The sequence below is a fragment of the Pseudoruegeria sp. HB172150 genome (assembly GCF_013184805.1).
In the GTDB taxonomy this organism is placed as follows: domain Bacteria; phylum Pseudomonadota; class Alphaproteobacteria; order Rhodobacterales; family Rhodobacteraceae; genus Psychromarinibacter.
Map to the genome: position 1 here is coordinate 82,670 of NZ_JAATNG010000004.1, position 15,269 is coordinate 97,938.

The following is a 15,269-nucleotide window of genomic DNA, read 5'->3' on the forward strand; positions in this document are numbered from 1 at the left end:
AACAGTCTGGCGGACGTCTTAGGGGGTTGGGCGGAGAGCTGCAATCAAACGAACTGTGAGATGGCAAGAAACAGCGCAGGGATCAGCCCGGCGTCGCGGTTCGAGCGGAACAGCATCAGGCAGAGATCCGGATTGTCGATATCCAGCCGTCGCATCTGCCACGCCATGTGCCAGCCCATCGCCCAGACGCCGCAGAGCCCGAGGACCAGGACCAGCAGGTTGCTCGACTGCGGCACCAGCGCGGCGATCACACCGATACCGATCAGCAGCAGCGTCGCCATCATGAAATACTGCAGGTATTGCGCAGTGCGGTCGCCGAACAGCCGTGCGGTGGACTTCACCCCGATCAGCGCGTCGTCTTCCTTGTCCTGATGCGCGTAGATCGTGTCGTAAAAGACCGTCCAGGCAATGCCGCCGAGGTAAAGCGGGATCGTCGCCCAGTGGAACGTGCCAGTCACCGCCACCCAGCCCAGCAGCGCACCCCAGTTGAACGCGAGGCCAAGGAAGATCTGCGGCCACCACGTGAATCGCTTGGCGAAGGGGTAGATGCACACCAGCCCCAACGACGCGATGCCGAATACGATGGCGAGCGGCGGGAATGTCAGCAGGATCGCGAAGGCAAGCAGCGCCTGAACGCACATCCACACCGCTGCCTGTTTCGCCGTGACCTGCCCCGACGGGATCGGCCGCGAGGCCGTCCGGGCAACGCGCCCGTCGAAATCGCGGTCGGTTATATCGTTCCAGGTACAGCCAGCCCCGCGCATCAGCCACGCCCCAAGCGCGCAGCCCAGCATCACCCAGCCCTCGTGCCAGCCGAAGCTGCCCTGCCACAGCGCCGCCAGCAGCGCCGACCACCAGCAGGGTATCAGCAAAAGCCATGTCCCGATCGGCCGGTCCGCCCGCGACAGCCGCAGATACGGACGCGTCGCCGCCGGCGCCAGCCGGTCCACCCAGTTGTCGTCCACCGCATCCGCGACGCGACCGTTCGTCTCTGGCACTTCCTTCACGGTACAAATATCCTGTGGCCCATGATCAGGCTCTTTGTAGATCACCCGCTTGCGCCCGAACACCCTGTCCCGATCTTTCGGGACCAGGCCCATTACCTCAACATCGTGATGCGGATGGAGGACGGCGCCAGGCTGCTGATCTTCAACGGCCGCGACGGCGAGTTCGAAGCAACAATAGAAGAAATCGGCCGCCGCGACGGCACGCTCCGCGTGATCCGCCAGACCCGGCCGTTGCAGATGCCGCCCGACCTGTGGCTGTTGTTCGCGCCGATCAAGAAACAGCGCACCGATTTCATCGTCGAGAAGGCCACCGAATTGGGCGTGGCGCGGATCCTGCCGGTGCAGACGGAGTTCACGAATTCCGAGAGAATTCGCAAGGATAGGTTGCAGGCCCACGCCATGGAAGCGGCCGAGCAATGCGGCGGCACATATGTGCCCGAGGTCGAGGACCTGCAGAAGCTCGACCACCTGCTGGACGAGTGGCCCGAGGACCGGAACCTGCTGTTCTGCGACGAGTCGCTTCTGGGCGCGGCCGACCCGCTGGAAGGCGAGCCCGGCAAATGGGCGATCCTGATCGGGCCCGAGGGCGGCTTTTCGGACACCGAGCGCGCGCGGTTGCGCGACCTGCCTTTCGCCAGGCCGGTCAGCCTGGGCCCCCGCATCCTGCGCGCCGACACGGCGGCGGTTGCGGCAATCACGCTCTGGCAGTCGCGGCTCGGCGATTGGGCCTGAGACTCAACATCCATCAGTAGAATTGTTCTGACTGTGGAAACGGCGCAGTTGATCCGTTATTATTAAAGCCGGATCGTGTCCAACTTTGTTTTACAAACCCGGGGAGGCCATAAATCGGTCCCGATTGATCGGAAAGAAACCGGGGCCCGACGACGGCAATTGAAGGCAAAGTCGAGATGAGTTTTATCCGCCCGGCAGCGAAGCAGGCCATTTGGCGATGGCGCGAGGTTCTCCTCGGCCTCGGTCTGGCCTGCCTCGGCATGTACTGGGCGGTGTCGCAGCAGGGGCTGATGGCGGCCGTGGGGACCGGTCTGGTGATCCTCGGCGCGCTGTTCCTCTTCGCCGGGTTTCAGCGCACGCGATTCAGGGTCGGCACCGGCGGCCCCGGGGTGGTCCAGGTCGACGAGCGCGAGATCACCTATTTCGGGCCGTTCGAAGGCGGCACGATCTCGACCGACGCGCTGGTGCGGGTAGAGCTCGACCCCGCCGCCAAACCGCATGCGGTCTGGGTGCTGACCGATGCCTCCGGAATTACACTGTCGATCCCGACGCAGGCGGAAAACGCCGAGGCGCTGTTCGACGTCTTCGCCTCGCTGGACGGGATCCGGACCGAGAACATGCTGGCGAAGTTGCGCGAGCGGCCGCATGAGAAGGTCAATATCTGGTCACAGCCGGAACGCCGCCTGCATTGACTTCGCGGTGAAAAGCCCCCAGTTCTGCGCTTCGATGCGAAGTCAGATCCGGGAGCCCGCGCCACATGTCCATCCCTCAATCCGGCGGCGGCCCGATCGAACGTCACGAACAGCTCGCAGAGTATCTCGAAGCCGGCTGCAAGCCCAAAGACGACTGGCGCATCGGGACAGAGCACGAGAAATTCGGCTACTGCAAGGACACGCTGAATCCCCTGCCCTATGAAGGCGAGAGGTCGATTCTGGCGGTTCTGGAAGGGCTGCGCGACCGCTACGGCTGGGACGAACTGCGCGAGGGCGGGCACCTGATCGGCCTGACAAAGGACGGCGCCAATGTCAGCCTGGAACCGGGCGGGGCACTGGAACTGTCGGGCGCGCCGCTGGAAACGATCCACCAGACCTGCGACGAGGTGAACGAACATCTGGCCGAGGTGAAGAGCATCGCCGACGAGATAGGCGTGGGGTTCATCGGGCTGGGCGCGGCGCCGGAATGGATGCACGAGCAGATGCCGCTGATGCCCAAGGGGCGGTACAAGCTGATGGACGCCTACATGCAGAAGGTGGGCAGCACCGGCACCACGATGATGCGGCGGACCTGCACGGTGCAGGTGAACCTCGACTTCGGGTCAGAGGCCGACATGGTGCAGAAGATGCGCGTGGCTCTGGCGCTGCAGCCGGTGGCGACCGCACTGTTCGCCAATTCGCCGTTCTTCGAGGGCAAGCCGAACGGCATGAAAAGCTATCGGTCCTGGGTGTGGCGGCATCTCGACAAGGACCGCACCGGCATGCTGCCCTTCGTTTTCGAGGACGGGTTCGGCTTCGAGTCCTGGGTCGACTACGCGCTCGATGTGCCGATGTACTTCGTTTATCGCGACGGGAAATACATCGACGCGCTGGGCCAGTCGTTCCGCGATTTCATGAAGGGCAAGCTGCCGGCGCTGCCGGGCGAAACGCCGACACTGTCGGACTGGGCCGATCACCTGACCACGATCTTCCCCGAAGCGCGGGTGAAGAAGTTCATCGAAATGCGCGGCGCCGATGGCGGACCGTGGCGGCGGCTGTGCGCGCTGCCGGCGCTGTGGGTCGGGTTGCTCTATGACCAGGGCGCGCAGGACGCGGCCTGGGACCTGGTGAAGGGCTGGGATGCCGAGACGCGCGAAGCGTGGCGGGTCGGCGCCTCGGAACAGGCACTTCAGGCCGAGGTGGGCGGCCGCAAGATGCAGGACCTCGCCCGCGAGGTGCTGGATATCGCGCGGTCCGGCCTGAAGGCGCGGGCGCGTCCGGGCCTTGGCGGCATGGTGCAGGACGAGCGGCATTTCCTCCACGCGCTCGAGGACAGCATCGAAAGCGGCAAGGTGCCGGCCGACGAGTTGCTGGACAAGTACCACGGCGAGTGGGACGGCGATCTCAGCCGCATCTACGCCGAATACAGCTACTGACACGCCCGGTTCTTCCGGGCCGTTACCTTAGTTTCATGCAGGTCTTTTTGCTGAGCGTGATACAACTTTTGCGTGCTATTAGGGTGGTGGCGTAAAGGTGGTCACCTTTTGGGAGGATTTTTGGATGACTCCGCGGTTTCTCTTGCCTTGCCTGTTCCTCGCGCCGCTCGCCGTTCAGGCAGAGCAGCTTGAAATGTCCTACGAGGCGGTGATGCACACCGCCGAGGTGCAGACTATCGAGATCCTTGACGACCCGGCGCACCATGTCGGCATCGCGAAGTTCCGCGGCATCGCGCTGTTCGAGGCCGAAAAGCCCATCGTGCACCGCTACGAGGGCTGGTTCGATCTTGTCGACGGCTCCGGCGCCTTTCATGGCCACGCGCTGTGGGACTTCGGCGACGGGTCCGAGATCCGGGCGGCCTATGAGGGGCATGCCGAAGCCACCAGCGACGGCGGCGTGACGGTGTCGGCGGAGATCCACGATTTCTCCGGCACGGGCCGGTTCGAAGGCGCGACCGGCGAGGGCAGCTTTGCCGGAGAGCGTATCGACACGCTCGAGGCGGGTGGCGGCACCTACATCACCGGCGTACTGAACCTGACGACGCCCTGAAAACAGGTGTGTTCCCGGGCGAAGGCGGTCATGTGACAATAGCCATGAACGGGACCGACCGGCGGGCGTCTGCCGGAGCGTCCCCACCATAGGTTAGCGCTAACACGCCTGAAATCAATGGCTTGACCCCCCGTCCCCATGGGGACGCCTTGTCTGTGGGGGGCTTTCCCTATCCCTTCGGCTTCATTTTGGTGACCTTGTAGGGCATCCCGTCCCGGTCATAGGTGGTCCATTCCCCCACCTGCGCGCCCATATCGAAGGACCCAGACCGCATGATGGTCCCGTCCTTTCGATAGAACTCGAAGGGCCCATGCTCCTTGCCGTCCTTGCGATGCCCCTTGACCCAGAGCGATCCATCCTTGTGAAGCTTCTCGAAGGGTCCGTCCGTCATGGTTTCCTCCCTGCCGACGTCAGCTCTTCTGCCCGATCCGCGGCTCCGTCCCCGCCCTCAGCCGGGCAATGTTCTCCGAATGCCGGAAGATCACCAGCCCGCTCATCAACGCGATCACCACCGCCCCATGCCAGTGATAGAAGATCAGCGCCCAGACCGGCGCCAGCACCGCCGCCATCAGCCCCGACAGCGAAGAGATCCGGAAGATCAGCGCCACCACCAGCCACGTGGCGCAGGACAACAGCCCCACCGGCCAGCTGAGCGCGATGAGGGTGCCGAGGAAGGTCGCCACCGCCTTGCCGCCCTTGAAGCCCAGGAAGACCGGCCAGATATGCCCGGCCATCGCGAAGAGCCCGGCAACCCCCGCCGCATCCTCCCCTACCAGCCACCGCGCCAGCAGCACCGCCGCCGCCCCCTTGCCCGCGTCGCCGATCAGGGTGATCAGCGCCGCCGCCTTGTTGCCGGTCCGAAGCACATTGGTCGCGCCGATATTCCCCGAGCCGATGCTGCGCAGATCGCCCAGCCCGAAAAGCTTCGCCGTCAGCCAGCCGAAGGAAACGGAGCCGAGCAGGTAGGCGAGAATGGCGGTCAGGATCAGGGGCAGCATGGGCATCGGCCGATCTGTTTCAGGTCGTGCCCATCCTGTCGGGAAACGCGGCCGGGCGGAAGCCCTCTACTCCACCCGGTCGATCAGTTCCAGAACCGACGGGCCGAGACCCTCGACGATCACCTTCACCCCTTCCGCGTTGGGATGCAGGTGATCCGCCTGCAAATAGGCCTCAATATTGCTGCCCTGCGCCTTCTCCAGCAGCGGTGCCAGGAAGTCCGGCCCATGGAGCGCGCCATATTCCTCGACGAGGTCCGGGTAGATGGCGTTGAACTCGGTCTGGTAGTCGGCCCCGTAATTGGCCGGAGCGGCGATCCCGATCACCAGAACTTCGACGCCGGCCTCCTGCGCGGCGCTGAGGATGCCGTCGAGATTGCCCCGCGCGACGGAGGGATCTATGCCGCGCAGCATGTCGTTGGCGCCGAGTGCCAGGACCATCGCGTCGACGTCGTCCGCCAGGACCCAGCCGATGCGGGAAAGGCCGCCCTGCGTGGTATCACCGGAGACGCCGGCATTGCGCAGTTCCACGTCGGCGCCGTGGCCAGTCAGCCATGCCTGTAGCTGTGGTACGAAGCCGTTCTCGGGAGGCAGACCGTAGCCCGCGGTCAGGCTGTCACCGAGCGCCGCGATGACCACCGGCTCCGCCGCGGCCGGGCCGGCAAGCAGCACGAGCGCGAGACCGAGGTTGCGAACCTCTCGTCCGGCCCCATATGCCATGGAACTGAATCGCCGCAGGAGCTTGCCAATGAAGGACCCCGTCGTCGCGCTCTCGGACGCCCGCCTGTCACTGGCGGGGAATGCGGGGCGGGTGGATATCCTGAAGGGCATCACGCTACAGGTCTCGCGCGGCGAGACGTTGGGACTGGTTGGGCCTTCGGGCAGCGGCAAGAGCTCCCTCCTTATGCTGATGGGCGGGCTGGAGCGGGCCACCGGCGGCAAGGTCGAGGTTCTGGGCCACGACCTGACCGCGATGGGAGAAGACGCGCTCGCCCGGTTCAGGCGTAATCATATGGGTGTGGTTTTCCAATCCTTCCACCTGATTCCGACGATGACCGCGCTGGAGAATGTCGCGACGCCGCTGGAACTGGCGGGCGTGACGGATGCGTTCGAGCGGGCGGAGGCGGAACTGGAGGCGATGGGGTTGGGGCATCGCGCCGGCCACTACCCCTCGCAGATGTCGGGGGGCGAGCAGCAGCGGGTAGCTTTGGCACGGGCCGCCGCGCCGCGGCCCGATATCTTGCTGGCGGATGAACCGACAGGGAACCTCGACGGCACCACGGGCGCCACGATCATGGATCTGCTGTTCGGGCTACGCGACCGGCACGGCGCGACGCTGATCCTGGTGACACATGCGCCGGAATTGGCGGCGCGCTGTGACCGGGTGATCGAGCTGGTCGACGGGGAGCTGGCGGAGCCGCAGAAGGCGGCCGCCGAATGAGTTTCCGCAATGCCGCCCGCATCGCCCGGCGCGAGTTGCGCGGCGGGCTGGCGGGGTTTCGGGTGTTTCTGGCCTGTCTGACGCTGGGCGTGGCGGCGATTGCCGCCGTGGGCTCGGTGCGGGAATCGGTGGAGCAGGGGCTGGCGCGGGATGCGGCGGTGATCCTTGGCGGCGATGCGGAGATCGAGCTGACCTATCGCTTCGCGACCGAGGCGGAGCGGGCCTGGATGGAGGAGATCTCGGACGAGGTGTCCGAGACGGTGGATTTCCGGTCGATGGTCGTGGTGCCGGCTGAGGGCGGAGACGAGCGCGGGCTGACGCAGGTACGCGGGGTGGACGGGGCCTATCCCTTGTACGGCGCCGTTGGTCTGGCGCCGGTGATGCCTTTGGAGACCGCGTTCGACGGGAAGGAAGGTTTGCCCGGCGCGGTTATGGACCCGGTGCTAACGGCGCGGCTGGGGATCGAGCCGGGCGACGTGTTTCGCCTGGGCACGCGGGATTTCGTGCTGATGGCCGAACTGGTGCGCGAGCCGGACAATGCGGCGGGCGGCTTCACGCTGGGGCCTCGGACGCTGGTGCGGCTGGCGGATCTGGAGGGGACCGGGCTGATCCAGCCGGGTACCTTGTACGAGACGGACTACCGGCTGCGGCTGCCCGATGGGGCGGATGTGGTTGCGCTGGAGGTGCATGCGGACTCGGCGCTGGAGGGTGCTGGGCAGCGCTGGCGCGATACGCGGAACGCGGCGCCGGGGACGGCGGAATTCGTCGATCGGCTGGCGAGTTTTCTTGTGATTGTCGGATTGGCGGGGCTGGCCGTGGGCGGCGTCGGCGTGTCTGCGGCGGTGCGATCCTATCTGGAGCGCAAGACATCCGTCATCGCGACGCTGAAGACACTGGGCGCGGAGACGGGGACGATCTTTCTGGCCTACGCGTTCCAGATTGGTGGGCTGACCTTGCTCGGGCTGGTACTCGGGCTGGCGTTAGGCGCGGCCCTGCCGCTGGTGCTGCGGCCGCTGATCGAGGCGCAGCTGCCGATCCCGGCGGTGTTCGGGGTGCATGTCGAGCCTCTGGCGGAGGCCGCACTTTACGGTGCTCTGGCGGCGGCGTTGTTCACTTTATGGCCGCTGGCGCGGACCGAGCAGGTGCGGGCAGCGGCGCTCTACCGCGACGGGGCGCAGGGCGGCGCGGTGTGGCCGCGCTGGCCGTACATCGTGGCGACGGGTGCCTTGCTGGCGGCGTTGGTGGCGGCGGCGGCGGAACTGTCGGGGCTGGAGCGGCTGACACTGTGGTCGGCGGCGGGTATTTTCGGTGCGTTCCTGACCCTGCTGGGCGTGGCCTGGCTGACGCGGCAAATGTCGCGGCGGCTGGCACGGTCACAGGCGGTGCGGGGGAGGAGCGCCTTGCGGATGGCGCTTGGGTCCGCTGGCGGGCCCGGGAGCGAGGCGGCGTCGGTTGTGCTGTCGCTGGGGCTAGGGCTGACGGTGCTGGCCGCGGTGGGGCAGATCGATTCCAACCTGCGCGGCGCGATTGCGCGGGATCTGCCCGATGTCGCGCCGAGTTATTTCGTAGTTGATATCCAGACCGATCAGCTGGACGGATTTCTTGAGAAGGCGAATGGCGATCCGGGGGTGACGCGGGTTCAGACGGCGCCGATGCTTCGTGGGGTAATTACCCAGATCAACGGGCGGCCCGCCGCCGAGGTTGCGGGGGATCACTGGGTCATCCAGGGCGACCGGGGCATCACTTATTCCGCCGCGCCGCCGCCGGGGACGGAGATCACAGCGGGCGAATGGTGGCCGGAGGATTACGACGGCCCGCCGCTGGTCAGCTTCGCCGCGGATGAGGCGGCGGAAATGGGGCTGTCGCTGGGCGACGAGATCACCATCAACGTGCTGGGACGGGACATTACCGCCGAGATCACCAGCTTCCGGAACGTGGATTTCTCGAATGCCGGGATGGGGTTCATCCTGTCGATGAACCCCGCCGCTCTGCAGGGCGCGCCGCATAGTCACATCGCGACGATTTACGCCGACGAGGAGGCCGAGGCGCGGCTGCTGCGAGAGATCGGCGGCGCGTGGCCGAACATCACCATGATCAGCGTGCGGAACGCCATCGGTCGGGCGGCGGAGATCCTTGCGGGGATCGCCGCGGCAACGACATATGGCGCGCTGGCGACGCTGGTGACGGGGTTCATCGTGCTGATCGGCGCTGCGGCGGCGGGAGAGCGTGCGCGCACCTACGAGGCGGCGGTGCTGAAGACGCTGGGGGCGACGCGCGGATCGGTTCTGGCGAATTTCGCGATCCGCAGCGCGGTGTTCGGTCTGGCGGCGGGACTGGTGGCGATCCTGGCGGGCGGCTTGGCCGGCTGGGCGGTGACGTGGTTCGTGATGGACACAGAATACGCGTTCGAACCGGTTTCTGCGGTGGCCATCGTGGCGGGGGGTGTCGTGATCACATTGCTCGCCGGGCTGGCCTTTGCATGGCGGCCGCTGGCGGCGCGACCGGCACGGGTGCTGCGCGCGCGGGAATAAGGCGCGGTCAGCCCAGCCAGATCGGGTTCGACCAGGCGCGGCGGCCGGCGGCGTCGATCACCGAGACGCGGATCCAGGGCGAGGCGCTGAACTTGTCGAGGTCCATTTCCGAGCGCGTCATCGAAAGGCCATGTGTCGCCTTGGCGAGGCAGCCGCGGCCCTGCACGATCATCGAGACGATGGCGGAACTTTCGACGACGATCTTGTCGTCTTCGATGACGATGTTGCGCAGATCCGGGCCCTGGCTGGAATAGAAGGTCCCGGCCTTCAGCGCAGCAAGCAGCGCGTCGGGATCGTTTTCTTCTGCCTTCACCATCACCCAGCCGCCGAAATGGTCGGGCTCGGTGAAATGGGCGTCGTCGGTGGCGATCAGGTTCAGTTCCCGCCCCTCGGTCAGCATCAGGTCCAGTGTGTGAAATCCGTCGGGACGGTCGGCGCCCATTGCGCAGCCGTGGTTGTAGGTCTCGACCGCATGGGCGGCCTCCAGCGACAGCGCATCGTTCAGGGTCAGGCCGGACCATTGCGGGTGGGCGACGGCGACATAGGCCCCGGCAGCGGCGGCGCGGGCGGCGAGCTGAGGGCCGGTTTCCTGATCATCGGTGGCGAAGAATTCCTGCGTTTTCGGCGGTTCAAAATCAGCCGGCAGTCCGACTGCGAGGATGTGCCAGAGATCGCCATTCTCCTGCGCACCGGAATGCAGTTCGGCGCCGAGAATGGTGGTGTAGCCGGGGGTGCGGAAGCCTGTGGTTTCGGCAATGGGAAAGCCGTAACGACCGAGGAAGTGATCGGTCAGCGACATGAAGTCATAGCCTTCGTCGCGGTAGCGGCGGCAGACCTCGGCCGGTTCAAGTGCGCCGTCGGACAGTGTCGAATGGGTGTGAAGGTTGCCGCGAAAAAAGCGCCCCGGTGCGGTGAAGAAATCGGTCATTTCGGCCCCTTGCAGTCGATGTGCTCCGGGCTGTTACACAGACAGCTTTACAGGGCCGTGACAAGAGGCGGCGGGCCGCTTGGCCCGCCGAGATGGTGCTTATTCCGCCGGGCCGTGACCAGCGAGGCCGCCCGAGATTTCCTCGGTGGATTCCTCGGACAGCGGTGTCGGCAGCAAGAGGTTCAGCACGATTGCGATCAGAGCCGCTGGCAAGATGCCGGAAACCAGCAGGACCTTGAGCCAGTCGGGCAGGTATTGTACCGCTTCCGGTTCCAGCTGAAGGCCAAGACCGACAGACAGAGCCACGGCAAAGATCACCATGTTGCGCTTGTCCCAATTCACGTCGGATAGCATCGACACGCCGGAAGCGACAACCATGCCGAACATCACGATGACGCCGCCGCCGAGAACCTCGATCGGCACGGTCCGGATGACGCCGCCGATCTTGGGCACCAGACCGCAGATGATCAGGAAGATCGCGCCAAAGGTCACCACGTGACGGCTCATCACGCCGGTCATGGCGATCAGGCCGACATTCTGGCTGAACGAGGTGTTGGGCAGGCCGCCGAAGATGCCGGCAATGGCTGTCCCGGTACCGTCGGCGAAGGTCGCTCCCTGGATTTCCTTGTCGGTCGCCTCGCGCCCGGCGCCGCCTTTCACGATGCCCGAGACGTCGCCGACGGTTTCCACCGCCGAGACGAAGGCCATCAGGCAGAAGCCGATGACGGCGGCGAGCGAGAACTCGAAGCCGTATTTGAATGGAACCGGCAGGGCGAATGCGGCGGCGTTGTTCCAGGAACTGGCGATGGAACTGACCGGCAGCATGCCGACGATGATGGCGTAGATGTAACCGGCGATCAGGCCGATCAGGACGGCGGAAACGCTGAGCATTCCCTTGGCGAAGAACTTGAAGCCGAGGGTGACGAAGATCACGATCAGAGCTGCGGACCAGTTCAGCAGCGAACCATATTCCTCGGTTCCCTTGGCCGGGACGCCGCCCGCCGCGTATTGGATGCCGACCTGCACCAGCGCGAGGCCGATCATGGTTACGACGAGGCCGGTGACCAGTGGTGGCAGCGCGAAGCGGATCTTGCCGATGAAAAAGCCGATGCAGGCATGGAACAGGCCACCGATCAGTACCCCACCGAACAGCGCGGCAAGGGCGTCGACGCCCTTGCCCGCGACGAGCGGAATCATGATCGGGATGAAGGCAAAGGACGTGCCCTGTACGATCGGGAGCGCCGCGCCGATGGGGCCGACAGTGATCGTCTGCAGCAGCGTCGCCAGACCGGCGAAGAGCATCGACATCTGGATGAGGTAAAGCAGTTCCGGGAAGTCCGGCGAGTTCGAGCCGAAGCCGAAGCCGGCCGCGCCCGCGACGATGATCGCCGGAGTCACGTTGGCGATGAACATCGCCATCACGTGCTGGATGCCCAGCGGAATCGCCTGCCAGATCGGCGGCGTATAGTTCGGATCTTTCAGTTGCTCGGGAGTCCCGATGCTTGTGTCAGTCATAGCCCCTGTCCCTCTGTGACTCGGAAAACGCCCTGAAATTGGACGCTTCACACAGATGTTACACGGTATGGCTGTTCAAACCAAAACTCCTGAAGATTGGGCGTGTCGCCAATTCTGTCGATCACACCGAACAATCCATTTCCTGCCAAAGGCGTGAGCACTCCGTGCCAAGTATTGCGCAGAAAGTTCACACCCTGCCCGGGTGCGGTGAGGAAGGTACGGGGTATGCCGGGCTGGCCGCCTTCGTCGGGGGCGGTGATGACGAGGAACGGCTCACGGTCCAGCGGCAGGAAGGCCTGGCTGCCTTCGGGGTGTCGTTCGACCATTGCGAGCTCGAGGGGCAGGCTGCGCAGCTCTGCCTTGAAGACCGAAATTCCGGCGCGGCCGCCGGGGCCGAAATCGAGCCGCGCGCGGTCGTGGTATCGGCCGCAGAGGCCCTGATTGATGATCTTGTCCGGATCGCCGGCGGCCTCCAGCACATCGCCGAAGGGGGCGAAGGCGTCGGCCGTCAGCGGCTCGGTTCGGAGGATCACGTCAGCGGTCCCAGCGACGGATGCCTGTTCACGTCCTTGTAGAGCAGGTAGCGGAACGGTTCGGTCCCGGTGGCGATGCAGGCCTGCGGGCAGAAGGCGCGGAGCCACATGAAATCGCCGGGCCCGACCTCTACCCAGTCCTGGTTCAGCAGGTAGCGGGCGGTGCCCTGCAGGACGAAGAGGCCGTGTTCCATCACGTGGGTCTCGGCGAAGGGGATGCGACCGCCGGGCTGGAAGGTGACGATGTTGACGTGAAAGTCGTAGGCGAGATCCAGCGGGTCGAGAAAACGCTGCGTGCCCCAGGCATCGCCGCATTCGGGCATCGGCACGACCGGGACCCTGCTTTCATGGGTGATCATAGGTTCGGGGACGGTCAGCCCCTGGGCGTGAACGTAGCGTTTGCGGATCCAATGAAAACCGCAGGGTTCGTCGTAGATGTTCCACAGCTCCCACGGCGCGGCGGGCGGCAGATAGACATAGGAGCCTGGCTCCAATTCGTGATGCTCGGCGCCGAGCGTCAGACGGGCCCTGCCCTTGGCGACGAAGAGCACGGCCTGTGCGTCGCGGTCGGGTTCGGGATCGGAGCTCCCGCCGCCGGGGTAAATCTCGACGGCATATTGCGCGAAGGTTTCGGCAAAGCCGGTCATCGGCCGGGCGAAGATCCAGGCACGGTGGCTGTGCCAGGTGGGCAGGAAGGACGTTACGATATCGCGGTGGGTAACCGCCGGCAGGACTGCGTAGGCGGTGGTAAAGACCGCCGCGCCATCGGCATTGACTGACTGGTCCGGCAGACCGCCGGACGGAAAGGCGTAGTTCACGCCAGTAGCTCCTTAAGCCGCAGTTCCGCGATGCGTTCCACCTGACGGCAGGCCTCGGCGAATTCCGTGGCCCGGTCGTTGCCGATCCGGCGCTCGAAGGCGGCCAGGATGCCCGGCTTGTCATGGTCTCGCACGGCGATGATGAACGGAAAACCGTGCTTGTCCGTATACTCGGTATTGAGCCGCGTAAAGGTCTCGCGCTCTTGATCTGTCAGAGCGTCGAGCCCGGCACTGGCCTGTTCCCCGGTGCTTTCCGCGGTGAGCTGCTTTGCGGCCGCGAGCTTTCCGGCGAGGTCCGGGTGCGCGGTGAGGACGCCAAGGCGTTCGTTCTCAGAGGCGCTGCGGAACATGCGGCAGAGAGCACTGTGGACCCCCGTGGCGGTGTCATGGGCGGGACCGAGTTCGAGGTTCCAGGCGCGCTCCGCGATCCAGGGCGAATGCTCGAAAACGCCGCCGTAGAGTTCGACGAAGCGGTCCTTCGTCATCTGCGATGGGCGTTCGACGCGTTTGGCCGGGTGATGTTCGGCCCAGTGATGGGCGATCTCGATGCGGCGCGGGGTCCAGACGCCGTCGAACCCCTGGATGTAATCGAGAAACTGCTTCAGGCCCGCGATTTTTCCGGGGCGGCCGATCAGCCGGCAGTGCAGGCCGACGGACATCATCTTGGGGCTGTCCGAGCCTTCGGCATAAAGCATGTCGAAAGCGTCCTTGAGGTATTGGTAGAAATCCTGCCCAGTCACCCAGCCGGGCGACACGGCAAAGCGCATGTCGTTGGCTTCCAGTGTGTAGGGAATGATCAACTGGTCGCGGTCGCCGACCTCCAGCCAGTAGGGCAGGTCGTCGTCATAGGTGTCGGAGATGTAATCGAAGCCGCCCTCCTCGGCCACAAGGCGGACGGTGTTGGCAGAGCAGCGCCCGGTGTACCAGCCGCGGGGACGTTCGCCGACCACCTCGGTATGTAGGCGGATTGCCTCGGCGATCGCCGCTCGTTCCTCGTTTTCCGGCATGTCCTTGTGCTCGACCCATTTCAGGCCGTGGCTGGCGATCTCCCAGCCGGCCTCTTTCATCGCTTTCACCTGTTCGGGAGCGCGGGCGAGTGCTGTGGCGACGCCGTAGATGGTCAGCGGGATGCCCATGCCGGTGAACAGCCGGTGCAACCGCCAGAACCCGGCGCGGGCGCCGTATTCGTAGATCGATTCCATGTTCCAGTGGCGCTGGCCCGGCCACATGGCGGCACCGGCGATGTCGGACAGGAAGGCTTCGGAGGCGGCGTCGCCGTGCAGGATGTTGTTCTCTCCCCCCTCTTCGTAGTTGAGGACGAACTGGACCGCGACCCTGGCGCCGCCCGGCCAGTTCGCCTGCGGCGGGTTGGGGCCGTAGCCGATCATGTTTCTGGGATAGCGCTGCACGGGCCGGTCTCCTGCACCTGCGATTTCGGGGCCGGCCTTAGAAAGGCGGATTAGCGGAGAAAGCGCAAGCGTGGCGGATGCACGTGGGGACTTGTCCTTTTGCCGCGGCTTCGCGCAGGTTGCGAGGAGACCGGGCGCGAGATGGAGGCGGAGATGGGCTATCTGACGACACATGTACTGGACACGGCGAAGGGTGTGCCCGCGGAAGGGTTGAAAATCCTTCTTTATCGCGTGTCGGGGAACAGCCACCGCAAGCTGGTCGAGATGATCACCAATGCCGACGGCCGCACCGACGCGCCGATCCTGCCGGAGGGCAAGTTCCAGCCGGGGAGTTACGAGCTGATCTTCTTCGCGGGTGATTACCTGCGGGCATCGGGACAGGCGGGGGAGGAGCCGCTGTTCCTTGACCAGGTGCCGATCCGTTTCGGGATGAGTGACCCGGACGCGCATTACCACGTGCCGCTGTTGCTGTCGCCATACGGGTATTCGACCTATCGGGGCAGCTAGGTCCGGCTGGAACCGGCAAAACTGGTCAAAGATTGTTCAATGCCGGATTTCTGTGCGAATCCGGTTCGAACGGGCGTTGCATTGGCCCGCGCTTTCCGGAGGATAGGACGGCAGG

16 protein-coding genes are annotated in these 15,269 nt (G+C 65.3%); 7 read left to right on the forward strand and 9 right to left on the reverse strand.

The features are described from left to right. Positions 1-44 precede the first annotated feature (44 nt). On the reverse strand, positions 45-1,016 hold the full coding sequence (gene ubiA, locus HCO70_RS17220; RefSeq protein WP_371742265.1) for a 4-hydroxybenzoate octaprenyltransferase: 972 nt from the start codon (positions 1,014-1,016) through the stop codon (positions 45-47). Between the two features lie 12 nt (positions 1,017-1,028). On the opposite strand from ubiA, the gene HCO70_RS17225 reads away from it, so the two are divergent. The 4 genes from HCO70_RS17225 (at position 1,029) to HCO70_RS17240 (ending at position 4,477) form a co-directional block, all read left to right on the forward strand. Further along, positions 1,029-1,739: a 16S rRNA (uracil(1498)-N(3))-methyltransferase gene (locus HCO70_RS17225; RefSeq protein WP_371742256.1), complete on the forward strand. Its 711-nt coding sequence runs from the start codon at positions 1,029-1,031 to the stop codon at positions 1,737-1,739. 176 nt (positions 1,740-1,915) lie between these two features. Next, the gene (locus HCO70_RS17230; RefSeq protein WP_172298454.1) at positions 1,916-2,431 is read left to right on the forward strand and encodes a hypothetical protein; all 516 of its coding nucleotides are present in this window, start codon (positions 1,916-1,918) and stop codon (positions 2,429-2,431) included. A gap of 65 nt (positions 2,432-2,496) precedes the next feature. Further along, entirely contained in the window at positions 2,497-3,867 is a 1,371-nt protein-coding gene (locus HCO70_RS17235) for a glutamate--cysteine ligase (RefSeq protein WP_172298455.1), read from the forward strand. Positions 3,868-3,991: 124 nt separating this feature from the next. Next, positions 3,992-4,477 (forward strand): hypothetical protein, encoded by a 486-nt coding sequence (locus HCO70_RS17240; protein ID WP_172298456.1) that lies wholly within the window; start codon positions 3,992-3,994, stop codon positions 4,475-4,477. 169 nt (positions 4,478-4,646) lie between these two features. Here the strand turns inward: HCO70_RS17240 and HCO70_RS17245 are convergent, their stop codons facing one another. The 3 genes from HCO70_RS17245 to HCO70_RS17255 form a co-directional block, all read right to left on the reverse strand. Next, on the reverse strand, positions 4,647-4,868 hold the full coding sequence (locus HCO70_RS17245; protein WP_172298457.1) for a toxin-antitoxin system YwqK family antitoxin: 222 nt from the start codon (positions 4,866-4,868) through the stop codon (positions 4,647-4,649). A gap of 19 nt (positions 4,869-4,887) precedes the next feature. Next, complete coding sequence (plsY, locus tag HCO70_RS17250) at positions 4,888-5,475, reverse strand: glycerol-3-phosphate 1-O-acyltransferase PlsY (RefSeq protein WP_371742266.1); 588 nt, start codon at positions 5,473-5,475, stop codon at positions 4,888-4,890. A gap of 66 nt (positions 5,476-5,541) precedes the next feature. After that, positions 5,542-6,192, reverse strand: coding sequence for an arylesterase (locus tag HCO70_RS17255; protein ID WP_172298459.1), 651 nt, complete (start codon positions 6,190-6,192; stop codon positions 5,542-5,544). Positions 6,193-6,220: 28 nt separating this feature from the next. Here HCO70_RS17255 and HCO70_RS17260 point away from each other — a divergent pair, with 28 nt between their 5' ends. Both HCO70_RS17260 and HCO70_RS17265 read left to right on the forward strand, forming a co-directional pair. Beyond that, positions 6,221-6,913: an ABC transporter ATP-binding protein gene (locus HCO70_RS17260; RefSeq protein WP_172298460.1), complete on the forward strand. Its 693-nt coding sequence runs from the start codon at positions 6,221-6,223 to the stop codon at positions 6,911-6,913. Next, a complete protein-coding gene (locus HCO70_RS17265; protein WP_172298461.1) occupies positions 6,910-9,444 on the forward strand; it encodes an ABC transporter permease in 2,535 nt (844 codons plus the stop codon). The genes HCO70_RS17260 and HCO70_RS17265 overlap by 4 nt, the downstream gene beginning before the upstream one ends. 7 nt (positions 9,445-9,451) lie before the next feature. Here HCO70_RS17265 and HCO70_RS17270 read toward each other — a convergent pair whose 3' ends face one another. The 5 genes from HCO70_RS17270 to puuE all read right to left on the reverse strand — a co-directional run bounded on the left by HCO70_RS17270 (position 9,452) and on the right by puuE (position 14,647). Beyond that, the gene (locus tag HCO70_RS17270) at positions 9,452-10,372 is read right to left on the reverse strand and encodes a PHP domain-containing protein (protein WP_172298463.1); all 921 of its coding nucleotides are present in this window, start codon (positions 10,370-10,372) and stop codon (positions 9,452-9,454) included. A 99-nt stretch (positions 10,373-10,471) separates the two neighbouring features. Next, positions 10,472-11,887: a uracil-xanthine permease family protein gene (locus HCO70_RS17275; RefSeq protein ID WP_172298465.1), complete on the reverse strand. Its 1,416-nt coding sequence runs from the start codon at positions 11,885-11,887 to the stop codon at positions 10,472-10,474. A 47-nt stretch (positions 11,888-11,934) separates the two neighbouring features. Next, a complete protein-coding gene (locus tag HCO70_RS17280; protein ID WP_172298962.1) occupies positions 11,935-12,417 on the reverse strand; it encodes an ureidoglycolate lyase in 483 nt (160 codons plus the stop codon). After that, positions 12,417-13,238 carry a bifunctional allantoicase/(S)-ureidoglycine aminohydrolase gene (locus HCO70_RS17285; RefSeq protein ID WP_172298467.1) on the reverse strand — a complete coding sequence of 274 codons (822 nt, stop codon included), beginning with the start codon at positions 13,236-13,238 and terminating at the stop codon, positions 12,417-12,419. The genes HCO70_RS17280 and HCO70_RS17285 overlap by 1 nt, the downstream gene beginning before the upstream one ends. Continuing rightward, the gene (puuE, locus tag HCO70_RS17290; protein WP_172298469.1) at positions 13,235-14,647 is read right to left on the reverse strand and encodes an allantoinase PuuE; all 1,413 of its coding nucleotides are present in this window, start codon (positions 14,645-14,647) and stop codon (positions 13,235-13,237) included. Before puuE ends, HCO70_RS17285 begins: the two co-directional genes overlap by 4 nt. Before the next feature lie 153 nt (positions 14,648-14,800). Between puuE and uraH the strand changes: the two genes are divergently transcribed. Continuing rightward, entirely contained in the window at positions 14,801-15,154 is a 354-nt protein-coding gene (gene uraH, locus HCO70_RS17295; protein WP_172298964.1) for a hydroxyisourate hydrolase, read from the forward strand. Positions 15,155-15,269: the final 115 nt, after the last annotated feature.